The sequence below is a fragment of the Prosthecodimorpha hirschii genome (assembly GCF_001305515.1).
Taxonomy (GTDB): Bacteria; Pseudomonadota; Alphaproteobacteria; order Rhizobiales; family Ancalomicrobiaceae; genus Prosthecodimorpha; species Prosthecodimorpha hirschii.
Window position 1 is genome coordinate 5,373,063 of record NZ_LJYW01000001.1, and the last position, 23,424, is coordinate 5,396,486.

Sequence of the window (23,424 nt, forward strand, 5' to 3'; positions counted from 1 at the left end):
AGATATCATGAAATCAATGGCATGCCGGATGGCATGATGCCTGCATTTCGCCCCTCGGTGCATTGCGGAGAGGGTGCCATGCCCGGAATTGGTGACAAGCTGCCGGCCTTCGAGCGGGTCGGTGTGCCGCGTGGATCGGCTGCGGCCGCCGCTGCGGCCGCGGACGGGTAGGGGAGGCGCGCATGCTGGCCCGATCGGATTTCGCCCCCGCCGGCCGTTGCCCGTTTCCGCATGGCGAGCCCGCCGGCCCCGAACCGGAGCGCCGGCGCACCGTCGTGGTCACCGGCGGCAGCCGCGGCATCGGCCACGCCATCGTCAAGCGCTTCGCCGCCGAGGGCTGGCGCATCATGACCTGCTCCCGGCAGCCCTTCGATGCCGGTCTCTGCCCCTGGGAGACAGGGGCTGACGACCATATCCGCCTCGACCTCGCCGATCGCAACGGCCTGCCGGAGGGCATCGCCGAGATCCGCCGGCGGCTCGCCGGTGCCCCGCTCGACGCGCTGGTCAACAATGCCGGCATCTCGCCGAAGGGCGCGGCCGGCGAAAGGCTCAACGCGCTGACCACCCCCGATGCGCTGTGGATGGGCGTCTTCCACGTCAACTTCCTGGCGCCGCTGCTGCTCGCCCGCGGGCTGTTCGAGGAACTGGCCCGGGCGCGCGGCTCGGTCGTCAACATCACCTCGGTGGTCGGCACCCGCGTGCATCCCTTCGCGGGCGCCGCCTATGCGACCTCGAAGGCCGCGCTGTCGGCGCTGACCCGCGAGATGGCGGTCGACTTCGCCCCCTACGGCATCCGCGTCAATGCGGTCGCGCCCGGAGAGATCGTCACCGACATCCTGTCGCCCGGAACCGAGGAGCGCTTCGTGCCGCTGATCCCGATGAAGCGCCTCGGCCGGCCGGAGGAGGTCGCCGCCGTGGTCTCCTTCCTGTGTTCGGAGGCCGCCAGCTACGTCACCGGCGAGGAGATCAACATCAACGGCGGGCAACTGCTTTGACGGCGGCGGTCTACGCAAAAAGACGGACAGTCGGCGTCTCGATGTGCAGTGCGAATAAGCAGTAATGAATGCGTTTGCCGGCAATTCGCGCAAGACAGTACCGTCGTTCGGTGGCAACCTGATAGCAATTGAAAGCTTCGCAATGCCGTCAGGCCTTTCGTATACGGGGACCGGCCATGCAACACGCCGTGACGCTCGTCGAAAATGCGTGTCAATTTGAACCCGCGAAAGCTCCCATGCGACGCAGCCAGACATCGTCGGACATCGCGCTTCTTGGCATCTACGAGATCTCGAAGATTCTGACGGAGCCGGTCCGCCTCGAACGCCTGCTGACCGGCGTCGTCAATGTGATGAGTTCGTTCCTGCAGATGCGGCTCGGCATGATCGTCATCCTGGACGGGGCGGGCGATCCGGAGATCGTCGCCACCGCCGGCTGGGCCGGCGACGCCAAGGGGCGACCGATCGAGACGCTGCCGCAGGCGGTGATCGACCGGCTGGTCGCCACCGCGACCCCGATGGTGGTGCAGGACATCGCCAACGATCCGCTGTTCGCAGGCAGCGCCGGCTCCGGCGGGCGCGATCTGAAGGGCCGCGTCTCCTTCCTGGGCGTGCCGATCAAGGCCGACGACCGCGTGCTCGGCACGCTGACCATCGATCGGGTCTGGGATGGCGGCGCGCAATTCCGGTTCGACGAGGATCTGCGCTTCCTGGCCATGGTGGCGAACCTGGTCGGGCAAACGGTGCGGTTGCACAAGATTCTGGCAGCCGACCGCCAGCGCCTGCTCGACGAGCGCCGGTCGCTGGAAAAGGCGCTCGGCGACGAGTTGGCCGCGCGCGGGCGGGTGCCGGCGCCGAAGGTCGGCGGCATCGTCGGCGAGAGCCTGCCGGTGCGCAAGGTGCTGGAGACGATCGCGATCGTCGCCCGGTCCAATTCGACCGTGCTGCTGCGCGGCGAAAGCGGCACCGGCAAGGAGCTGTTCGCTCGCGCGATCCACGACCTGTCCCCGCGCAAGGCCAAGCCTTTCGTCAAGCTGAACTGCGCCGCGCTGCCCGAGAGCGTGCTGGAATCGGAACTGTTCGGCCACGAGAAGGGCGCCTTCACGGGCGCGTTGGCGCAGCGGGCCGGCCGGTTCGAGATGGCGCATGGCGGCACGCTGCTGCTCGACGAGATCGGCGAGATCTCGGCGAGCTTCCAGGCCAAGCTGTTGCGCGTGCTGCAGGAGGGCGAGTTCGAACGGGTCGGCGGCAATCGCACGCTGAAGGTCGACGTGCGCCTCATCTGCGCCACCAACAAGAATCTCGAAGAGGCCGTGGCGAAGGGCGAATTCCGCGCCGATCTCTACTATCGCATCAACGTCGTGCCGGTCTTCCTGCCGCCGCTGCGCGAGCGGCCCGGCGACATCGCGCTGCTCGCCCGTTCCTTTCTGGATCGCTTCAACCGCGAGAACGGGCGCAAGCTGGACATCTCCGGGCAGGCCATGGACCTGCTCAAGTCCTGCTATTTTCCCGGCAATGTGCGCGAACTGGAGAACTGCATCCGCCGCACCGCGACTTTGGCGCGCGGCAGCCTGATCCAGCATGACGACTTCGCCTGCGCCTCCGGAAACTGCCTGTCGGCGCTGCTCTGGACCGGACACGGCAAGCGCGCACCCGCCGATGCGGTCGGCGAACTTGCGGCCGGCCGCGCGGTCACGCCGGTGCTGGCGCGCGCTCCGGCCCCTACCCCCGCACCGTCTCCGGCACCCGCCCGGACGCCCGCGGCGGAGACCGGTTCGGCCGCCCCGCTCGCACACCCGTCCGCTGCCGCCGCGTTCCCCGGCGGCCCGGCCCACGGCCCCCACGGCCCCCACGGCCCCCACGGCCCATCCCACGGCCCGGCGGCGCCGGGGATCCCGTCTGCGGGTACCGCTCCATCCGCGCCGCGCGCCGCCGACCCGCAGACCTGCGAGCATGCCGGCGACGGCACCTGTCCGGCGCTCGGCTCGCGGCTGACCGAGAAGGACCGGCTGATCGACGCCATGGAGCGGACCGGCTGGGTCCAGGCCAAGGCCGCCCGCCTGCTCGGCATCACCCCCCGCCAGATCGGCTACGCCCTGAAGCGCTACGGCGTCGAGATGAAGCGGTATTGACCGACGGGCCGGGCGGCGCTCAGCGATCCGCAGCCTCCGGTCAGGCGAGCGCGCCCTCGGCCAGGCGGCGGGCGTGGTCGCGGATGTCGGCGGGCCAGGCTTCGGTCTCGGCGACGAAGCGGGCGTGGTCGCCGGCATAGAGGGCGCGGCTGGCCTCCTCGTAGCCGGGTAGGTCGCCGGCCATGGCGGTCATGAAGCGCTGCGTGGCGGCGCGCAGGTCGCGGACCATGTCGTCCCAGGCGGCCTGCTTGCGTTCCCGGTCGACCAGCTTGCGCAAGACGACGGACGCGCCGCCCGGCTGGCTGGCGAGCCAATCCCAATGCCGGGGCAGAAGCGTGATTTCGCGGGCCACCACGCCGAGCTTCGGGCGGCCCCTGCCGGCCTTGCCGGCTTCGTCGAAAGCACCGGCCTTGCCGGCTTCGTCGAATGCACCGGTCTTGCCGGCCTCGTCGAAAGTGCCGGCTCTGCCGGTTTCGTCGTTGCTGTTGTCCGGCGCGCCGGACGCCGGCGCGACCTCGGCGTAGCGGGCCGCGATCGCCTCGGGCCCCCCGCTCAGATCGAGATCGACTTGCGCGCCCGACCTGTCGTCGAAGACCAGCGCCATGACCTGCCCCTCCGCGGACAGGGCGGCCAAGGCCTGCGCCACGACCGCCCGCGGGCCGGCCGCCAGGCGCCGGCCGTCCAGGAAGGCGGTCACGGTCGTCGCTGCGGTCGTCATCGTCGTCGTCGTCGTCATCGTCGGGAACCTCCAGAAGGGTCGCGATTTCTACCCGGATAGAATTCCAAACGCAATATCATCCGGGTAAAAATATCGTCCGCCTTTGTCGGGGTCTCGACACAGGCCTGTCGGGTGTCGTGTCGCGGCCGTGTCGGTCTCGATCATCTACCTGAAATTACTAGAGAAATATCCTGGCACGCGGCTTGCGATCCGGTTCCCGACCACACTCGGAGGGGAGTGACCAGGATGAACCAGCCGCTGATGATCTCGCTCGACAGTCTGGCCCAGCCGATCGACTTCGCGGCGCTCGAGGCCGCCGCCAAGTCCGGCGGCTGCGCGTCCTCGTCCTGCGGATCGTCCGCCAAGCCGGACGACATGGACGCGGATGTCTGGGAGCGGATCAAGGACCATCCCTGCTATTCGGAAGAGGCGCACCACTATTTCGCCCGCATGCATGTCGCGGTCGCGCCGGCCTGCAATATCCAGTGCCACTACTGCAACCGGAAATACGACTGCGCCAACGAGAGCCGGCCCGGCGTCGTCTCCGAGAAGCTGACCCCCGACCAGGCCCGGCGCAAGGTGATCGCGGTCGCCAACGAAGTGCCGCAGCTCTCCGTGCTCGGCATCGCCGGCCCGGGTGACGCCTGCTACGACTGGAACAAGACCAGGGCGACCTTCGATGAGATCTCCAAGGACATTCCCGACATCAAGCTGTGCATCTCGACCAACGGTCTGGCCCTGCCGGACCATGTCGACGAGCTGGCGGCGATGAATGTCGATCACGTCACGATCACGATCAACATGGTCGATCCGGAGATCGGGGCGAAGATCTATCCCTGGATCTTCTACCAGCACAGGCGCTGGCACGGCGTCGAGGCCGCGCGCATCCTGCACGAGCGGCAGATGCTCGGCCTGGAGATGCTGACCGCACGCGGCATCCTGACCAAGATCAACTCGGTCATGATCCCCGGCGTCAACGACGAGCACCTGATCGAGGTCAATCGCTGGGTCAAGGCGCGCGGCGCCTTCCTGCACAATGTCATGCCGCTGATCTCCGATCCGGCGCACGGCACCCATTACGGCCTGACCGGCCAGCGCGGGCCGACCGCCATGGAGCTGAAGGCGCTGCAGGATCGGCTCGAGGGCGGCGCCAAGCTGATGCGCCATTGCCGCCAGTGCCGCGCCGATGCGGTCGGCCTGCTCGGCGAGGATCGCGGCCAGGAATTCACGCTCGACCAGCTGCCCGAGGCCGTCGCCTACGATCCGGCCAAACGGGCGGCCTATCGCGAGGTCGTCGCCCGCGAGCGCGGCGATCATGTCGCGGCCAAGCAATCCGCCGTGGCGGCCGTCAAGGACAGCGCCCAGGAGGGCGGCACGCTGTTGGTGGCGGTGGCGACCAAGGGCGGCGGCCGGGTCAACGAGCATTTCGGCCATGCCCGCGAATTCCAGGTCTACGAGGCGTCGGCGAAGGGCATCGTCTTCGTCGGCCACCGCAAGGTCGACAATTACTGCATGGGCGGCTTCGGCGAGGACGCGACGCTCGACGGTGTGATCGCGGCGCTGGAAGGCATCGCGGTGGTGCTGTGCGCCAAGATCGGCGACTGCCCGCAGGACATGCTGACCGCGGCCGGCATCACGGCGACCGACCGCTACGCCCTCGACTACATCGAAACCGCGATCGGCGCCCTCTACGCGGCGACCTTCGGACGCGCGATCGAGCAGGCCGTCGCCTGATCCAGCCCCCCGGTCCGGCGGAACCCGCCGCCGGTCGCCCACCCCCCAAAGCCTAGGAGAGACCCATGGCGTTCAAGATCATCGCCTCCCAGTGCACCGCCTGCGGCGCCTGCGAATTCGAGTGCCCCTCGGCGGCCATCCGGTTCAAGGGCGAGACCTACATCATCGATCCGAAGAAGTGCACGGAATGCGAGGGCGCCTTCGACGTGCAGCAATGCGCCAATGTCTGCCCGGTGCCGAACACCTGCGTGAAGGCGGCCTGAGCCGGACCTTCGGGTCCGGCGCGACGATGAGCGGGGAGACCGGCCGCCATGGCGGATGCGGGTGCCGAATGCGATCCCGAGGAGGGGCCGACCGACTGGCTCGGCAACCCGGTCTCCTGTTCGGATTGTCCGCACGAGGAGACCCGGGCAGCGGGCCGTTGCGAGTTCGGCCGGACCTGTGTGATGGACCGGCGCGGCCGGCGGATCGACCGCTTCTTCGCGGCCAATCCGCGCCAGGCCGAACGCTATCTCGAGCATCCCTATTTCGAGGTCCGCACGCTCGCCGCCCGCTATGCCTCGCCGTTCCGGCTGGTCGGCCTGATGAGCGATCCCGAGCCGGACGTAAGAGCGATGGTCGCCCTGCGGCTGCCGCTCAACCGGGTTCGGGCGCTGAAGGACGATCCGGAACCGCGCGTCCGCATCGCGCTGGCCATGCGGCTCGCCGGCGACGACCTCGGCATGCTGTTCGAGGACCCCGATTATACCGTGCGGCTGGCTGCGGCCCGGCGGGCGGAACCGGCGCTGCTGGTCCGGCTCGCCCGCGATGTCGACGCCTCGGTGCGCCGCGAGGTCGCCCGGCGGGCGCCCGACTATGTGCTGCCCGGGTTGGTCGCCGATCCCGATCCGCTGGTCCGGGTCGAGGTGGCGCGCCGGCTGGCGCCGGATCGGCTGGTGCTGATGACCGGCGATCCGGATTTCCGGGTCCGATTTCTGTGTGCGGAGCGGCTGCCGGCCGCCCTCGTCGTGCGCCTGCTGGCCGATGCCGACGAAGGCGTACGCGAGATGGCGCAATCACGACTGGGACAGGGAGAGCGATGATGGGTCTCGGCGTCGAACAGGAGATCGAAATCCGCAAGGCCCCGGTCTTCATGCCGGGCGAGAAGGTGCGGTCGACCAAGTATGTCAAGAATGACGGTACCTATCGGGGCAAGGATATCGGCGAGATGCTGGTCGCCAAAGGCGATGTCGGCTATGTGCGCGACATCGGAACCTTCCTGCAGCAATTCTATATCTATGCCGTCGAGTGGATCGACCGCGGCACCATCGTGGGCATGCGCGGCAAGGAACTGGTCAGCCTCGACAAGCCCGAACCGGTCCGGGCGCGCCCCAGGACCCAGGCCGGGGCCGAAGCGGGCGCCGCGGCCGAGGCCGGCGGGCCCGAGGCGACCGCCTGACATCTGAGGGCGCCGGGGCTTCCCGCTCCGGCCGCAGCGACCTGCCGGGAGTGAGCCGATGAAAGTGATGATCCGCCGCGGCGACAAGGGACTGTCGGCCTATGTGCCGAAGAAGGACCTGGAGGAGCCGATCGTGGAGACCGAGAGGGACACCCTCTGGGGCGGTTCGGTGCGCCTGAAGAACGGCTGGACCCTGATCCTGCCCGACATGCCGGCCGATACCCGGCTGCCGATCACCGTCAATGCCCGCAAGCTCGGTGGGGAGGACTGACATGGCCGCCACGATCGATCTCGACATCGTCGCCCCCGCCGCCGCCCCGGCCGTGCTGGCCGACATTCGCGCGCGGCTCGCCGCCGACGAACTTGTCCCCTATCTCGGGCCGGCCCTGCTCGGCCTGGACGGCCCCGCGCCGGTGCCGGCGACGCCGGAGGCGGTCGCCGACGAACTGCACAAGCGGGCGCCGGCGCCCGGACGCATCCGGACTTCGATGTGGTCGGTCGCCCAGTTCATCGAGAGCCGGCGCCACCGCAAGACGCTGCAGGCCTTCATGGCCGACATCTTCGCCACGCCGGTCGCCCCGAACCGGCTGCATGCCGGCCTTGCCGCCCTGCCGCTCTCGCTGATCGTCGACACCTGGTACGAGGGCGCCATGGCGGCGGGCCTCAGGCATGCCGGCCGGACCGATTTCGCCGAGATCCAGGGCGTGACCCGCGCCGGCGAGTTCCGCGACATCTGGACCCGGACCTACGACCCGTCGGGCGCCGAGATCCTGCCCGAGGCCGCCGAGACGGCGGCGACGGTGCTCTATGCGCCGCATGGCGGCATCCGGCCGGCGCGGAACTTCCTGGTCGCCGATTCCGACTATGTCGAGGTGCTGACCGAGATCGACATCCAGTCGCCGATCCCTGCGGCCGTGAAGGCGCGGCGGGCGACGCGTGGCTTCCTGTTCGTCGGCTGCCGCTTCCACGACCAGATGCTGCGCACCTATGCCCGCCAGATCATGAAGCGGTCGGCGGGGCCGCATTTCGCCATCGTCGCGGCCGCCGCCCTGACCCGCAACGAGGCGAAATTTCTCGCCGACCAGGATATCCGGACGATCGACCTGCCGCTCGGCGCCGCGGTCGACGCGCTGGTCGGCTGACCGGCGGGCCGGGCCTCCAAAAGCGGCGGCCGCCATGGTTCCGCCGCCTTCACTCGCAATCCCGGGCCCTCGAAACCGAACCCGGAGGGCGGCATGGGACGGCTGAAGGACAGGATCGCGATCGTCACCGGGGCCGCACGCGGCATCGGCGCGGCGGTGGCCGCGGCCTTCGCGGCCGAGGGGGCGATCGTCTGGGTGACCGACATCGACGAGGCCGGCGGCCGGGCCGTGGCCGCCGCGCTCGGCGCCCCGCACCGTTTCGCGCGCCTGGACGTGCGCCTCGAGGCGGACTGGGAGCGGGTCGTCGGGGCGACGGTCGCCGCGCATGGCCGGCTCGACATCCTGGTCAACAATGCCGGCATCACCGGCTTCGAGGCCGGCGTCGTCGCCCACGATCCCGAGCATGCCAGCCTCGAGGACTGGCGCGCCGTGCACGCGACCAATCTCGACGGCGTCTTTCTCGGCTGCAAGCATGCCATCCGGGCGATGCGGCCGGCCGGGCAGGGGGCGATCGTTAACATCTCGTCCCGATCCGGCCTGGTCGGCATCCCGGCCGCGGCCGCCTACGCGGCCTCCAAGGCGGCGGTGCGCAACCATACCAAGACGGTGGCGCTGTGGTGTGCCGGGCAGGGTCTCGCCATCCGCTGCAATTCGATTCACCCGGCCGCCGTCTTGACGCCGATGTGGGAGCCGATGCTCGGCGACGGACCCGATCGCGCGGCCCGGATGGCGGCTTTCGTGGCCGATACGCCGCTCAGGCGCTTCGGCCGGCCCGAGGAGGTCGCCGCCTTGTGCGTGCTCGCCGCCTCGGACGAGGCGGCCTATATGACCGGCGCCGAACTGGTCATCGACGGCGGCCTGCTGGCCGGAACGGCGGCGTCGCCGCGCTGACGATTCCGACTCGACTGTGGCCGAACGGCCACGATCGCGTCCGATATTTCAACAGTCCAACCGTCGGCTTAAGGCTTTGTCAACGTTACAGCGGCTTAATCATGCGGAAGTTGATCCAGTGCGCGTGAGTGAGTTGCGATGCGTATGCCCGTCACGATTTCCCGGTCTCCTAAGATTTCGCATGCGGTCGCGGTCGCCCTGATGGCTTCCACGGTGGCCGGCTGCAGCTCTGAAATCGCCCGCTTCGGCGACACGGATAACCAGCGCTCCATCCTTTCGGGCAGCCCGGCGCCGGCCCCGTCCGACACCACCGGGTCGATCAACGCGGCACCCGCGCCGGTCAGCCGGGCGGTGCTGCCGCCCCCGGCCACCCAGGGCTATGCGCCGCCGCCCGCCCAGAACGCCCCGGTCTATCAGCCGCCGCGCGTCGCCACCCAGCCGACCTACTCGGCTCCGGCCTACGGCACGCCGACCTACCCCCCGCCGCCCGTCGCCGCCGCGCCGGCCCCGATCGCGACCCCGACCGCCAATGGCTGGCAGGTCGGTCCGAACGCGGTCGTGCTGAAGCAGGGCGAGACGATCGACACCCTGTCGCGTCGCTACGGCATTCCGTCCTCGGCGATCCTGCAGGCGAACAATTTCGCCGATGGTTCGCGCGTGACGCCGGGCACCCGCATCGTCATCCCGACCTATTCGGTGCCGGCCCCGGCGGTCGCCGCCGCGCCGGCGCCCCACGTCGCCGTGGCGCCGCCGCGCCTGGCCGCCGCCCCGACCGTGGTCGTGAAGCCGGCGCCCGCTCCGGTGGTGACCGCGACCGTCAAGGCCCCGAGCGTGACCGCCACCGCGGTGACCGGCGTCAAGGTCGGTCCGCATATCGTGCGCAGCGGCGAGAGCCTGGAGCGGATCGCCGCCAGCTACGGCATCTCCAAGGCGAAGCTGAAGGAGGCCAACGGCCTCAAGCATGACGACGTGAAGCCCGGCCAGAAGCTCCTGCTGCCGTCGGGCGCGGTGCTGCGCCTCGCCGACAAGGGGGCCGCCGCGCCCGCTCCGGCGCCCCAGGTCGCCGTCAAGCCGATGCCGGCCGTCGTCGCGGCGCCGGCCCCTGCCGTCGTGGTGCCCGCGCCGCAGATCGCCGTGAAGCCGATGCCGGGCAAGCCCGGTGAGACCCGGGTTGCCGCGATCGGCGCCCCGCCGTCCGCCGCCCCGGCCCCGTCCACGCCGGAGACCATCGCCATCGCCAAGGAGCCCGGCGTCGACGGCCAGGCCACCCGCGGCGAGGCCAAGAGCGGCACCCCGTCGTTCCGCTGGCCGGTGCGCGGCCGCGTGATCAAGGAGTTCGGCTCCGCCAACGGCGAGCGCAACGACGGCATCAACCTCGCGGTTCCCGAAGGCACCTCGATCAAGGCGGCCGAGGACGGCGAGGTGATCTATTCGGGCAACGAGCTCAAGGGCTACGGCAACCTCGTGCTGGTCCGCCACCAGGACGGCTGGGTCACCGCCTACGCCCATGCGAGCGAGCTTCTGGTCAACAAGGGCGAGCGCATCACCCGCGGCCAGATCATTGCCCGGGCCGGTGCCACCGGCGGCGTCAACCAGCCGCAGCTGCATTTCGAAATCCGCAAGGGACAGCGTCCGGTCGATCCGAAGCAGTTCCTCGCATCCAACTGACCGCCGCCGATCCGCCCGGATCGACGGCAGCCTCGAGGCGGCGACCAGGGTCCCACGAAAGGCCCCCGCCGCCTCCATTGTTTTTTGAGGGGCGCCAAAAGCAGCCGCCCGACCCGGACCCTCGGCCCGAACCGGTCGACGGGAATCGGACCCGACCGCAGCGGCAGATCAGACCTTGCGGCTGCCGCGCCGGACAGAGGGGCGCTTTGCAGATGATCGGGCGTCGGTGTCTGATCTCCCGTTCGATCTGGCGTGGCGTTAGGTCTTCGGAACAACCTTGTCGATCTGGTCGACGACATCGGCAAAGGTCAGAAGATCGACCATCCGGAAGGTGTTGGCGTCGGGACCGATGGACGGGCGCCAGCCCGGATCGGACAGGAAGGACATATTGCCTTCCTTTTCCAGCGTGCCGCCTTGCAGCAGCCCGATGAAGACTTCCGCGAGGATCCGCGCGCCGATCGGGCCAAGCCGTTGGCCGTTTTCCCGAATTTCGGCTTCCTTGAGAATGTAGAACCACAGCGGGGTCTCTTCGGCGAGACCCGCATCATGAATCGCCGCGCCAGCGTGTCCGGAGATGATCTCGGCCGTCGTCAACGGCTGGACCTCCGGATAGTGCATCCGCACGAGGAGAGCCACATTCTGGCCGGTCGGCAATCCAAGCTTGCTTCCGCGCGCCAGATTCCGGAACGCAAGGTTCTGCTCGCGACCACCGGGGAAGCCCCTCAGAACGGCCAATTCGTGGACCAGGCGACAGTCGAGCCTGCGGCTTTGATTGATCGGAATGCCGTCCGGATTCGGCGTGTCGAACTGGTAGAAGCGCTTCCAGTCGATCACCCAGTTGGACGGGAGGCTGGCGAAGTTCCCGGGATCGACACTCGGGATCTTGTTACCCAGTTGGCCGACGATGTGTCCTGACAAAGCCGAGAAATGGAACAGCAAATCGAAGGTGGCTGGCCGCCCCGCCTCGGCTGTGAAGACCCGGTTGTGGCTGTAGATCTGGCGAACCATGCTGTGGCCGAGTCGGTAGACCGCGCCGGCGAATTCCGTCGGCATGAAGGGGTGCCTGGGAAAGCGATAGAGTTTCCGTCCGTCGTCGAGAATGCGGTTGATCAGTTCGGGCCCGGCCAGCCGGGCGACGAAATCGTTCAGGACCATCCACTGATAGTGCCAGACGACTTCCTTGCGCGCCGCGTCGAAGAGTTCGCCGTCGGGCACCGTCCCGGCCAACCTGTCGACCATGGCGTTGTGGAAATGCAGGAACGCGACATGGGTCTGCGCGACGAGCAAGTTCTCGTCGTTGCGGTGATCGCCGATCAGGGCCGTGCCCTGCGGACCGCGCGGAAGGTCTCCGCCATCGATCGCAGGGATCCCCCCGTTCGGGAAAGGCGACGCCTCCGCCGTGCCGACCAGGAGTTTGGTGAAACCGGACAGCCGGTCATAGAGATGCGGGCTGCCGCCTGGACCCCGGCCGTATACGCTGTCGAGATCGAGGCCGGGCGTCCGGAAGTTGACAGTCTGGCGGGGGTCCTCGATCTGCTCGCTCAGCGACGTGAGATCGAGCGTGATGTCGTGGTCGATGAACTGTCCCAGATAGGTGAAGCCGGAAGGAATGTCCGGGTTGTCGCCCTCGGGGTCCTCGTGGGGCTGCCCGTCGGCGCCGGGTCCGATGGCCGGATCGATCATGCCGAGCGCAACCTGTTCGAGCCGGTCCCGGTCGGGATGGAACTCGGGCAGGGACGGAAACATGATGCCGAAGCGACCGGGATCAAGGATTTCCTCGATCGACTTCAAACCCTTGTCTTTGGCGGTTTCAACATTCCGAAACGTCACACCATGGGCCATGGAATCCTCCCTGCCGCGCCCCGGTTGTCGTGCGGGGGCGGATTGAATTCGATCGGGCGCGTACTGACGAAAGTCCGGAACGGACAATAGGTGCGTCCGGAAGGTGTTAAGACTTTTTAATTATCCGAAGAGTGGTATTACCACTTAAAGAATTTGTCAATCGAATGGACAACCAAATGGGGTGTCCCTTGCAGGCCTCGCGGCGAAAGTGCTGCCATTGCGGTGCCGGCTGAATTTATGGGAACGGCGGTCGGCCGTCGACAAGACGGCCGGTCATCGCCTTTGTGGTCAGAGGGTTATAGGCTTGGATACATAAGACGTATGAGAACCATCGGTCTCGTGAATCCGATCCCCGGGTCGATGCCGGCACGGCCCGCTTCGGCCTGAAGCCAAGATGGCGATAGGCCTTCGGCCGACGCCCTCGATCTCACCCGTCGATGCGGACGCCCTGGCGGCCGGCGAGGTCCTGGATGTATTGCCAGGCGGTGCGGCCGGAGCGGGAGCCGCGGGTGGTCGACCATTCGAGCGAGTCGCGCACCAGGCGCTCGTCGTCCAGCACCAGCCCGAGATGGGCCGCGTAGCCGCGCACCATGGCCAGATATTCGTCCTGGCTGCATTTGTGGAAGCCGAGCCAGAGGCCGAAGCGGTCGGACAGCGAGACCTTCTCTTCGACCGCCTCGTGCGGGTTGATGGCCGTCGAGCGCTCGTTCTCCATCATGTCGCGCGGCAGCAGATGGCGCCGGTTGGAGGTCGCGTAGAAGATCACATTGGCCGGCCGCCCCTCGATGCCGCCTTCCAGCACCGCCTTCAGCGACTTGTAGGAGGTGTCGTCGCTGTCGAAGGAGAGGTCGTCGCAGAAGACGATGAAGCGGTGCGGATCGTCGCGCACCAGCCCCATCAGCACCGGCAGGGACTCGATGTCCTCGCGGTGGATCTCGACGAGCTTCAACGGCAGCGCGCCTTCCTGGCGCAGCGTCTGATTGACGGTCGCGTGCGCCGCCTTGACCAGCGACGACTTGCCCATGCCGCGCGCGCCCCAGAGCAGGGCGTTGTTGGCCGGCAGCCCGCGCGCGAAGCGCTCGGTGTTGGCGAGCAGCGTGTCGCGCGCCCGGTCGATGCCCTGCAGCAGCGTCATCTCGACCCGGTTGACCTTGGGCACCGGCTGCAGCCGGTCGCCGACCGGATGCCACACGAAGGCGTCGGCGACGGCGAGGTCGACCGGCTTCGGGGCGGCCGGAACCGCGCGGGCGATCAGCCCGATCAGCGTGTCGAGCCGGGCGGCGAGGGCGGCGAAATCGGCGGATGGGTCGGACAAGGGGGCCTCCCGGGCGCAGTCTTGGGGCAGGGCGGTCGGAACCGGGCCGCCGCCATAGCACGGCCCGCGCGCCGCGCGAAAGCCGGCCGCCTGCATGGTCGCTCGGCACCGGAATCGGCGAGAGGACCGCTTCAGGGCGATCCGGAACCCGGATTCGTCGAAGGCCGGCACGCGGCGTTTGCAAAGATCCGCACTGTCGCTATAGTCCGCCGCGCTTCGGGATGGGGCCTCCGTCCCGAAAACAAGTTTCCGCGCGCTTGCCGGACCGCCCGGCCCGGACCATATCAGGCGCGCTATCCCGTCCGCCCTCCGAGGAGTCTTCGATGTTCGTCACGCCTGCCTTCGCTCAAGCGGCGGCGCCCGGAGCCGGAGCCAACGACCTGTTCATGACGTTGGCCCCGTTCCTCTTCATTCTGCCGATCATGTACTTCATGATCATCCGCCCGCAGCGCCAGCAGGCCAAGCGTCATCAGGAGATGCTCGCCGGCGTCCGCCGTGGCGATACGATCGTGACCACGGGTGGTCTGATCGGCAAGGTCTCCAAGGTGGTGAGCGAAACCGAACTCGAAGTCGATCTCGGCGAGAGCACCAAGGTGCGCGTCGTCCGCAGCGCGATCGCCGAGGTCCGCACCAAGGGCGAGCCCGCCAAGGAGGCGTGACGCCACCGGGGCAACCCCGACCGGCCGGCCGAGCAGGGCCGGCCGATGTCCAGCCCGGATGCGCCGGGCGGCAATGAACGGTGAGACATGCTGTATTTCTCGCGCTGGAAAATCATCGCCATCGTGGCGGTCTGCCTCGCCGGCATCCTATTCACGCTGCCGAACTTCTTCTCGCGCGAGACGCTGGCCGGATTGCCCTCCTGGGTGCCGGCGCGCCAGATGACGCTCGGTCTCGACCTGCAGGGCGGCGCCCATGTGGTGCTCGAGGTCGATACGCCGGCGCTGGTCAAGGACCGGGTCGAGATCCTGCGCGACGACGTGCGCCGCGTGCTGCGCGAAGACCGCATCGGCTATACCGGTCTCGGCAGCCAGCAGACCAGCGTGCAGGTGCGCATCACCGACCAGAACCAGATCGAGAAGGCCACCACCAAGCTCAACGGCCTGATCCAGAATCTCGCCGACACCACCTTCGGCGGCAAGCCGGTCAACGACCTGACGGTCGAAGCCCCGGAACCGGGCCTGTTCCGCCTCACGCTGACCCAGGCCGGTCTCGACCACCGCGTCCGGCGCGCCGTCGAGCAGTCGATCGAGGTCATCCGCCGCCGCGTCGACCAGCTCGGCACGACCGAACCGTCGATCGCGCGGCAGGGCGCCAACCGTATCCTGGTCCAGGTGCCCGGCCTGCAGGATACCGACCGGCTGAAGGCGATCCTGCAGCAGACCGCGCGGCTCACCTTCCACATGGTCGAAGACCGCGGCCCGAGCGTGCTCGAAGGCGCCAAGTCGTCCGACACCGAGGTGCTCTACACCAACGACCCGACCCCGGTGCCGGTGCTGATCCAGCGCCGCGCCATGCTGACCGGCGAGGAACTGGTCGACGCGCAGGCGACCTTCAGCCAGCAGTCGAGCGAGGCGGTGGTCTCCTTCCGCTTCAACACCTCGGGCGCGCAGAAATTCGCGACCATCTCGCAGCAGAATGTCGGCCGGCCCTTCGCGATCGTGCTCGACCGCACCGTGATCAGCGATCCGGTCATCCGCGAGCCGATCCTCGGCGGCTCCGGCCAGATCTCGGGCAACTTCACCGTCCAGTCGGCCAACGACCTCGCGCTTCTGCTGCGCGCCGGCGCGCTGCCGGCGACGCTGACCATCGTCGAGGAACGCACCGTCGGCCCGGGCCTCGGCGCGGACTCGATCGCGGCCGGCAAGCTCGCGACCGTGATCGGCGGCGTCGCCGTGATCGTGTTCATGGTGGCGAGCTACGGACTGCTCGGGATCTTCGCGAATGTCGCGATGATCATCAACGTCTTCTTTACCTTCGCGATCCTGTCCAGTCTCGGGGCGACCCTGTCGCTGCCGGGCATCGCCGGCATCGCGCTGTCGATCGGCATGGCGGTCGACGCCAACGTGCTGATCTACGAGCGCGTGCGCGAGGAACAACGGCTCGGCCGGTCCGCCATCTCGGCCATCGATACCGGCTTCACGCGGGCCATCGGAACGATCACCGACTCCAACCTGACGACGCTGATCGCCGCCGCGGTGCTGTTCTTCCTCGGCACCGGCCCGATCCGCGGCTTCGCGGTGACGCTGGCGATCGGCAACATCACCAGCTTCTTCACCGCCGTGACCGTCACCCGGCTGATGGTGGCGCTGTGGGTGCGGCACTACCGCCCCGCGCGCGTTCCGCTCTGATCCCGTTTCTTATCACCCAGGCGCGGCGCTCCTTCGAACGTCGCCCGCCCCGGATGGATTGACCCATGCTGCGGCTCATACCGGACGATACCAAGATCCCCTTCATGAGGTGGCGGTCCGTCACCTTCACGATCTCGGTCTGCCTGCTCGTCCTGACCGTCCTGGCCTGGGGCGCCATGGGCATCAACTACGGCATCGACTTCACAGGCGGCAATCTGATCGAGGTGCGCCACAAGGGCGGGCCGGCCGATCTGTCCGAGCTGCGCAAGGTGATCGGCGGCCTGGAACTCGGCGAGGCCCAGGTGCAGGGCTTCGGCCAGGGCGACGACGTGATGATCCGCCTGCCGGAGCAGCCCGGCGGCGACGCCGCCCAGCAGGTGGCGCTGAACAAGGTCAAGGACAAGCTCGGCGACGCCTACGAGATCCGCCGCACCGAGGTGGTCGGCCCGAGCGTCTCGGCCGATCTGCGCCGCGACGGCGCCATCGCGGTCGTGGTCTCGCTCGGTCTGGTGCTGATCTATCTCTGGTTCCGCTTCGAGTGGCAGTTCGCCATCGGCGCCGTGCTGACCACCGCCCATGACATCGTCCTGACCATGGGGGTGATCATCATCTTCCAGCTGCAGTTCGACCTGCAGTCCCTGGCCGCGGTTCTGACGATCGTCGGCTATTCGCTCAACGACACCGTCGTGGTGTATGACCGCATCCGCGAAAGTCTTCGGAAATACAAAAAGATGCCGCTGCCGGAGCTTATCGACCTGTCGATCAACCAGACCCTGTCGCGGACCATCTGCACGGCGTTGACCACCTTCATGGCCGTCCTCGCCCTGTTCGTCTTCGGCGGCGAGGCGCTGCGCGGCTTCAACTTCACCATGCTGGTCGGCATCCTGATCGGCACCTATTCGTCGATCGTGGTCTCGGCGCCGATGCTGATCTTCCTCAAGCTGCGCACCGGCGGCAGCCCCGAGGGGGTGGCCAAGTCCGATGCGGCGGCCGCCGCCAAGGCCCGGCCCTGATCCGCCGCCATGGCGAGCGCACCGGCCCCAGGCTTCTTTCCCGGACGGGCCGCCGTCGAGGCCTATGGCAGCGGCGGCTTCCGCTTCGCCGGCATGAGCCATCGCGGCTCGATCCTGTGCCTGCCGTCCGGGATCCATGCCTGGACGGCCGTCGCGCCGGCCGATCTGACGCCGGCCGCGTTCCGGCTGATCTTCGACGAGACGCAGCCGATCGACATCCTGCTGGTCGGCACCGGAACCGGTCTCGTGCCGCTGCCGCCGGCCCTCAAGGCCCGCTTCCGGGAGCGCGGCATCAGTTCCGATTCCATGGCGACCGGCGCTGCGGTCAGCACCTACAACGTGCTGCTGGCCGAGAATCGGCGGGTCGCCGGGGCCTTTCTGGCGGTTGAAATATGACCGAGCCGGTCGCCGCGGCGCCATCGGCCCCTATCTCCCCATCCATGATCTCCCCGTCCCTGACCGACGCCTACGCCCAGGCTGCGGAGCGCGTGCGTGCGCTCGACAAGGACCGCTGGCTCGCCGGCCTGTTCGTGCCCGCCGAGGCGCGGCCGCATGTCTATGCGCTCTATGCCTTCTCGGCCGAGATCGCGCGGGTGCGCGACGTGGTCTCCGACCCGCTGCCCGGCGAGGTGCGCCTGCAATGGTGGCGCGACCTGATCGAAGGCTCGGCCCATGGCGAGGCGAACGCCAACCCGCTCGCCGCCGCCCTCCTCGATACGGTCGAGCGCTTCGCCCTGCCGCGGGCGGCGCTGATCCGGCTGATCGATGCGCGCATCTTCGACCTCTACGACGATCCGATGCCGACCGTGAACGACCTGGAGGGCTATGCCGGGGATACCGCTTCGGCGCTCCTGCAACTCGCCGCGATCGTGCTGGCCGGCGGCAAGGATCCGGGCACGGCCGAGGTCGCCGGCCATGCCGGGGTCGCCTATGCGCTGACCGGCCTGCTGCGCACCTTTCCGTTCCACGCCGCGCGCGGCCAGGTCTTCCTGCCGGAGGACCTGCTCGCCCGGCACGGCGTCGCGCGCGCCGACATCCTGTCCGGGCGCTCGACACCGGGCCTCGCCGCCGCGCTGGCGGAGGCGGCGGACCTGGCGCGCGATCATCTGGAGCGGACCCGGGCGCTGATCGGCCGCGTCGGTCCGGCGATCCGGCCGGCCTTCCTGCCGGTCGCGCTGGTCGAGCCCTTCCTGCGAGCCTTGGCCAGGCCGGCCCGGGATCCGTTCCGCGAGATCGTCGATCTGCCGCAATGGCGCAAGCAATGGGTGCTCTGGCGCGCGGCCCGGCAGGCCGGATAGCGCCGGCAGGCCGGATGGCGCCGGCAGGCCGGATCGCGGGGTGACGGCGAGGTGCCGCAACGAGATCTCGGCGCGACCGGGGGGCTGCCATGCACCGGCCGGCCAGCCGGGTTGCCGCGGCTTCGCTATACCCGGAAACCCCGAAGTTCCAACCGCTTCGGACTATCGGCCCGCGTCCATGCAGCGCCGGCCTCGTGGAGGAGCAACAATGTCCCGTCGTCAGTTCTTGAAGACGGCCGCCGTCGGCGCCGTCGCCTCGACCGGCCTGGCCATGCCGGCCATCGCCCAGTCCACCCCGCCGATCAAGTGGCGCCTGACCTCGAGCTTCCCGAAGTCGCTCGACACCATCTTCGGCGCCGCCGAACTGTTCGCCAAGAACATCGCGGAAGCCACCGACAACAATTTCCAGATCCAGGTCTTCGCCGCCGGCGAGCTGGTGCCCGGCCTGCAGGCCGCCGATGCGGTCACCAACCGCACCGTCGAGATGGCGCACAGCGCCGCCTACTACTATGTCGGCAAGGATCCGACCTTCGCGCTCGGCACCGCGGCGCCGTTCCTCTTGAATTCGCGCATGCAGAATGCCTGGCGCTATTACGGCGGCGGCATCGATCTGATGAACGAGTTCTATGCCAAGTATAACTTCATCGGCCTTCCGGGCGGCAATACCGGTTCGCAGATGGGCGGCTGGTTCCGCAAGGAGATCAAGACCGTCGACGACCTGAAGGGCCTCAAGATGCGCATCGCCGGCTTTGCCGGTCAGGTGCTCGCCAAGCTCGGTGGCGTGCCGCAGCAGCTGGCCGGCGGCGACATCTACCCGGCGCTGGAGAAGGGCACGATCGACGCGGCCGAGTGGGTCGGCCCCTATGACGACGAGAAGCTCGGCTTCGTCAAGGTGGCGCCCTACTACTACTATCCGGGTTGGTGGGAAGGCGGCGCCATGCTCGAATTCTTCATCAACAAGGACGCCTATGCCGAACTGCCGAAGCCCTATCAGGCGGCGGTCCAGTCGGCGGCCGCGATGGCCAACGTCCACATGCAGGCCAAGTATGACGCGGTCAATCCGGCCGCGATCAAGCGCCTGGCGGCCGGCGGCGCGCAGCTGAAGCCGTTCCCGAGCGAGGTGATGGAAGCCTGCTTCAAGGCCTCCAACGAGATCTATGCCGAGGTCGTCGCCAAGAACCCTGGCTTCAAGAAGATCTACGACTCGATCACCGCCTTCCGCGGCGATCAGTATCTGTGGTTCCAGATCTCCGAATATACCTACGACACCTTCATGATGGTGCAGCAGCGCAAGCGCGCCATCTGACCGAAGGTCCGTTTGGGGTGTGACGAGGGCCGCCGGCGCAAGCCGCGCGGCCCTCGTGCCGTTCGCCGGACCGGTTGCCGCGGGCGCCGTCGGCGCGATCGATTCCCCCGGGGGGCGGCAAATTCGGCGGCGGCGCCTCGGCGGCGCCCGGGGGGCGGCAGGCAGCGCCCCGGGGGCGTCTGGGCGGTACCGGTAAAAGTTGCGGTGAATTGCAGGCATCGCCATGGTCACGGCCAAGTTACCGGCACGGACCGCCCAGTCGAATCGATCACTAGAATGCCACAACCCGCTGTGTCTCGAATGCCACGGACAATTCATCGCCTTCCGGCGGGTCCCCAACACGGGCCGAAATCCGTGTGACACGGCAAAAATTTTTTGCATAGTGATGGGAACAAAAGAGCCTTTGCGATTCAGACGATCGCTGAACGCTCTGCTCAAGAAGTCTGCCAAGATCATTCGACGGGGTTTGCCGTGGACGTTGCGGATGCAGCAAAGCGCCGCGCGGGTGCCTTGTTGCGCGCCCTGCGCCTGCCGGTCGGACGGACGGGGGCGGCCTCCCATGTCGCCCGCACCGTGCCGGGCGCGGCCTTCGGGCGCGACGCGATCGCGATGCGGGCCGGGCCGATCGGGCCGGTCCCGGCCGGCTGGGCCCTCCGCTGCGTTCTCCTCGCCGGCTTGGGCGTCGGCCTGACCGTTTCGACGGCCAAGGCGCTGGACGGCGGGCAGGGGGCCGGGCTGCGTCCGGTCGATGCGCCGGCCGGCTGGGCGGATCTGTGCAAGCGCAGCCCGAGCCTCTGCAGCCATCACAACCGCGCGCTCGGCCGGGTCCGGCTCGGCGCGGCGACGATGCAGCAGCTGGTCGACGTCAATCAGGACGTCAACCATACGATCCGCTACGTCACCGACCAGGCCTTCCTCGGCCGCGAGGAATATTGGAGCCTGCCGATCGACGGCACCGGCGATTGCGAGGATTTCGCCCTGGAGAAGCGCCGCCGCCTGATGGCGCTCGGCTGGCCGCGCGCCGCGCTCCTGATGACGGTCGTGCTCGCCTTTAACGGCGAATGGCATGCGGTGCTGACCGTCGACACCGACCAGGGCCCCCTGATCCTCGACAACATGACCGATCAGGTCCTGCCGCCCGAAAAGACCGGCCACCGCTTCCATTCCAGCCAGAGCCGCGAGCACCCGAACCGCTGGGTCGCCTGGTCGGCCCGCGAATTCGTCGCCCGCGCCCCCGCACCGCCGACCCCCGCCGGCACCGCCGGCCAGGATTGAACACGGCACCGCCGGCCAGGATTGAACACGGCACCGCCGGCCAGGATTGAGCGCGGCAACCAAAGGGGCGGATTTCGGGGGCCGGATTCCGCTTTCCCCGTCGCTCGGTGCCGTCCCGACGCCGACGGGCGCATCCGATCCCGCCGATGCGCCGGTGCGCCGCGCCGCTCAATCCTTCGGCCATGTTGCGGCGCTCCTGGGAACCGCCTAGAACCAGCCGACTTCGACATGTCACGCGGGGGCATTCGCCACGATGTTCAAGAAGATCCTGATCGCCAACCGTGGCGAGATCGCCTGCCGGGTCATCAAGACCGCGCGCAAGATGGGGATCCGGACGGTGGCGGTCTATTCCGACGCCGACCGGGATGCCGTCCATGTCGAGATGGCCGACGAGCGCGTCCATATCGGCCCGCCGGCCGCCGCCCAGTCCTATCTGCTGATCGACAAGATCGTCGACGCCTGCCTGCAGACCGGCGCCGAGGCGGTCCATCCCGGCTACGGCTTCCTGTCCGAGCGGGCGGCCTTCCCGGTCGCGCTGGCCGAGAAGGGGATCGTCTTCATCGGTCCCAATCCGCGCGCCATCGAGGCGATGGGCGACAAGATCGAATCCAAGAAATTCGCCAATGCCGCCAGCGTGTCGACCGTGCCGGGCTTCCTCGGCACGATCGAGAGCGCCGACCACGCCGTCGAGATCGCCCGCGAGATCGGCTATCCGGTGATGATCAAGGCCTCGGCCGGCGGCGGCGGCAAGGGCATGCGCATCGCCTGGAACGATGCCGAATGCCGCGAAGGCTACACGCTGTCCAAGAACGAGGCGGCGGCGAGCTTCGGCGACGACCGTGTCTTCGTCGAGAAGTTCATCGTCGACCCGCGCCATATCGAAATCCAGGTGCTCGGCGACAAGCACGGCAACGTGGTCTATCTGGGCGAGCGCGAATGCTCGATCCAGCGCCGCAACCAGAAGGTCATCGAGGAGGCGCCGTCGCCGCTGATCGATGCCGCGACGCGCGCCGCGATGGGCGAGCAGTCGGTCGCGCTGGCCAAGGCGGTCGCCTATGACAGCGCCGGCACGGTCGAATTCGTCGCCGACCAGAACCGGAACTTCTATTTCCTGGAGATGAACACCCGCCTCCAGGTCGAGCATCCGGTCACCGAACTGGTCACCGGCATCGACCTCGTCGAGCAGATGATCCGCGTCGCCGCCGGGGAGGAACTCTCGTTCCGCCAGAAGGACGTGACGCTGACCGGCTGGGCGGTGGAAAGCCGCATCTATGCCGAGGATCCGTTCCGCAACTTCCTGCCGTCGATCGGCCGGTTGGTCCGCTACCGGCCGCCGGAGGAGGGCAGCGACGGCGAGATCACGGTGCGCAACGACACCGGCGTGGTCGAGGGCTCCGAGATCTCGATGTTCTACGATCCGATGATCGCCAAGCTGGTGACCCACGGGCCGACCCGCCTGGAGGCCATCGAGGCGCAGTCCGATGCGCTCGACGCCTTCGTGATCGACGGCATCCAGCACAACATCCCGTTCCTGACCTCGCTGCACCACCATCCGCGCTGGCGCGAGGGCCGGCTCTCGACCGGCTTCATCCGTGAGGAATATCCCGACGGCTTCGGCGTGCGCGCGGTCGATGCGGCCGCCAAGCCGCTGCTGGCCGCGGCGGCGGTCGCCATGGAGGTGATCCGCCAGGACCGCCTGGAGGCGCTGCCCGGCCGGCTGCGTCCGGCCTCCGGCGACCTGCGCAAGGACTGGGTGGTCCGGCTCGACAAGGACTATATCCCGGTCACCATCCATGAGGGCTTCGCGGCCATCCCGCTGGAACTCGATCTCTCGGTCGGCGAGGGTGCGGCGCCGGTCAACGTCGTGTCGCGCTGGCAGCCGGGCGATCTCCTGTGGACCGGGATCGTCGGCGAGGAGAGCCTGACCGTGCAGGTGCGCCCGGTGCCGAACGGTGCGGAACTGCGCTATCGCGGCATCTCGGTCGTCGCCAAGGTGATGACGCCGCGCGTCGCCAAGCTCGAGGCGCTGATGCCCGAGAAGGCGCCGCCGGACACCTCGCGCTTCCTGCTCTGCCCGATGCCGGGTCTGGTCGTCACCATCGAGGTGGTCGAGGGCCAGGAGGTCAAGGCCGGCGAGACGCTGGCGGTGGTCGAAGCCATGAAGATGCAGAATGTTCTGCGCGCCGAACGCGACCTGACCGTCAAGGCCGTCAAGGCGAAACCGGGCGATAGCCTCGCGGTCGACGCCGTGATCATGGAATTCGAATGATTTGAAGGCGAGCGGACGCGGATCGACCATCGATCCGCTGTCC

21 protein-coding genes are annotated in these 23,424 nt (G+C 68.4%); 18 read left to right on the top strand and 3 right to left on the bottom strand.

What is annotated here, in order from left to right; translation table 11 throughout:
• Positions 1-182: 182 nt before the first annotated feature.
• Complete coding sequence (locus ABB55_RS23585) at positions 183-995, top strand: SDR family NAD(P)-dependent oxidoreductase (protein WP_054361000.1); 813 nt, start codon at positions 183-185, stop codon at positions 993-995.
• Positions 996-1,231: 236 nt separating this feature from the next.
• Positions 1,232-3,124 carry a nif-specific transcriptional activator NifA gene (gene nifA / locus ABB55_RS23590; protein ID WP_152982155.1) on the top strand — a complete coding sequence of 631 codons (1,893 nt, stop codon included), beginning with the start codon at positions 1,232-1,234 and terminating at the stop codon, positions 3,122-3,124.
• Positions 3,125-3,164: 40 nt separating this feature from the next.
• On the opposite strand, the gene ABB55_RS23595 is transcribed toward nifA, so the two are convergent.
• A complete protein-coding gene (locus tag ABB55_RS23595) occupies positions 3,165-3,860 on the bottom strand; it encodes a DUF2239 family protein (protein WP_083463880.1) in 696 nt (231 codons plus the stop codon).
• 228 nt (positions 3,861-4,088) lie between these two features.
• On the opposite strand from ABB55_RS23595, the gene nifB reads away from it, so the two are divergent.
• From nifB to ABB55_RS23635, 8 genes are all read left to right on the top strand, one after another.
• A complete protein-coding gene (gene nifB, locus ABB55_RS23600; RefSeq protein ID WP_054361002.1) occupies positions 4,089-5,576 on the top strand; it encodes a nitrogenase cofactor biosynthesis protein NifB in 1,488 nt (495 codons plus the stop codon).
• Positions 5,577-5,641: 65 nt separating this feature from the next.
• Positions 5,642-5,839 carry a 4Fe-4S dicluster domain-containing protein gene (locus ABB55_RS23605; RefSeq protein WP_054361003.1) on the top strand — a complete coding sequence of 66 codons (198 nt, stop codon included), beginning with the start codon at positions 5,642-5,644 and terminating at the stop codon, positions 5,837-5,839.
• 48 nt (positions 5,840-5,887) lie between these two features.
• The gene (locus tag ABB55_RS23610; RefSeq protein WP_054361004.1) at positions 5,888-6,658 is read left to right on the top strand and encodes a 4Fe4S-binding leucine-rich repeat protein; all 771 of its coding nucleotides are present in this window, start codon (positions 5,888-5,890) and stop codon (positions 6,656-6,658) included.
• A complete protein-coding gene (locus tag ABB55_RS23615) occupies positions 6,658-7,014 on the top strand; it encodes a nitrogen fixation protein NifZ (protein ID WP_054361005.1) in 357 nt (118 codons plus the stop codon). The genes ABB55_RS23610 and ABB55_RS23615 overlap by 1 nt, the downstream gene beginning before the upstream one ends.
• Before the next feature lie 58 nt (positions 7,015-7,072).
• Positions 7,073-7,285: a putative nitrogen fixation protein NifT gene (gene nifT / locus ABB55_RS23620; protein ID WP_054361006.1), complete on the top strand. Its 213-nt coding sequence runs from the start codon at positions 7,073-7,075 to the stop codon at positions 7,283-7,285.
• Between the two features lies 1 nt (position 7,286).
• Positions 7,287-8,156: an SIR2 family NAD-dependent protein deacylase gene (locus ABB55_RS23625; protein ID WP_054361007.1), complete on the top strand. Its 870-nt coding sequence runs from the start codon at positions 7,287-7,289 to the stop codon at positions 8,154-8,156.
• 93 nt (positions 8,157-8,249) lie between these two features.
• A complete protein-coding gene (locus tag ABB55_RS23630; protein WP_054361008.1) occupies positions 8,250-9,047 on the top strand; it encodes a glucose 1-dehydrogenase in 798 nt (265 codons plus the stop codon).
• A 201-nt stretch (positions 9,048-9,248) separates the two neighbouring features.
• Positions 9,249-10,715 (top strand): peptidoglycan DD-metalloendopeptidase family protein, encoded by a 1,467-nt coding sequence (locus ABB55_RS23635; RefSeq protein WP_160321302.1) that lies wholly within the window; start codon positions 9,249-9,251, stop codon positions 10,713-10,715.
• Positions 10,716-10,973: 258 nt separating this feature from the next.
• Here ABB55_RS23635 and ABB55_RS23640 read toward each other — a convergent pair whose 3' ends face one another.
• Entirely contained in the window at positions 10,974-12,557 is a 1,584-nt protein-coding gene (locus ABB55_RS23640; protein WP_054361010.1) for a peroxidase family protein, read from the bottom strand.
• A gap of 427 nt (positions 12,558-12,984) precedes the next feature.
• Positions 12,985-13,821, bottom strand: a complete 837-nt coding sequence (locus ABB55_RS23645) for an ATP-binding protein (protein WP_244472197.1) — start codon at positions 13,819-13,821, stop codon at positions 12,985-12,987.
• Between the two features lie 374 nt (positions 13,822-14,195).
• Between ABB55_RS23645 and yajC the strand changes: the two genes are divergently transcribed.
• The 8 genes from yajC to ABB55_RS23685 all read left to right on the top strand — a co-directional run bounded on the left by yajC (position 14,196) and on the right by ABB55_RS23685 (position 23,381).
• Positions 14,196-14,531 (top strand): preprotein translocase subunit YajC, encoded by a 336-nt coding sequence (yajC, locus tag ABB55_RS23650; protein WP_054361011.1) that lies wholly within the window; start codon positions 14,196-14,198, stop codon positions 14,529-14,531.
• 87 nt (positions 14,532-14,618) lie between these two features.
• The gene (gene secD / locus ABB55_RS31000; RefSeq protein ID WP_054361012.1) at positions 14,619-16,220 is read left to right on the top strand and encodes a protein translocase subunit SecD; all 1,602 of its coding nucleotides are present in this window, start codon (positions 14,619-14,621) and stop codon (positions 16,218-16,220) included.
• 65 nt (positions 16,221-16,285) lie between these two features.
• Positions 16,286-17,233: a protein translocase subunit SecF gene (gene secF / locus ABB55_RS31005; RefSeq protein ID WP_054361013.1), complete on the top strand. Its 948-nt coding sequence runs from the start codon at positions 16,286-16,288 to the stop codon at positions 17,231-17,233.
• A gap of 9 nt (positions 17,234-17,242) precedes the next feature.
• Positions 17,243-17,629, top strand: coding sequence for an Mth938-like domain-containing protein (locus ABB55_RS23665; protein ID WP_054361014.1), 387 nt, complete (start codon positions 17,243-17,245; stop codon positions 17,627-17,629).
• Between the two features lie 44 nt (positions 17,630-17,673).
• The gene (locus ABB55_RS23670; RefSeq protein WP_054362265.1) at positions 17,674-18,531 is read left to right on the top strand and encodes a phytoene/squalene synthase family protein; all 858 of its coding nucleotides are present in this window, start codon (positions 17,674-17,676) and stop codon (positions 18,529-18,531) included.
• Positions 18,532-18,739: 208 nt separating this feature from the next.
• The gene (locus ABB55_RS23675; protein WP_054361015.1) at positions 18,740-19,837 is read left to right on the top strand and encodes a TRAP transporter substrate-binding protein; all 1,098 of its coding nucleotides are present in this window, start codon (positions 18,740-18,742) and stop codon (positions 19,835-19,837) included.
• A 471-nt stretch (positions 19,838-20,308) separates the two neighbouring features.
• Entirely contained in the window at positions 20,309-21,112 is an 804-nt protein-coding gene (locus ABB55_RS23680) for a transglutaminase-like cysteine peptidase (RefSeq protein WP_152982156.1), read from the top strand.
• Positions 21,113-21,365: 253 nt separating this feature from the next.
• Positions 21,366-23,381: an acetyl-CoA carboxylase biotin carboxylase subunit gene (locus tag ABB55_RS23685; RefSeq protein WP_054361017.1), complete on the top strand. Its 2,016-nt coding sequence runs from the start codon at positions 21,366-21,368 to the stop codon at positions 23,379-23,381.
• The last annotated feature ends 43 nt before the right edge of the window (positions 23,382-23,424 follow it).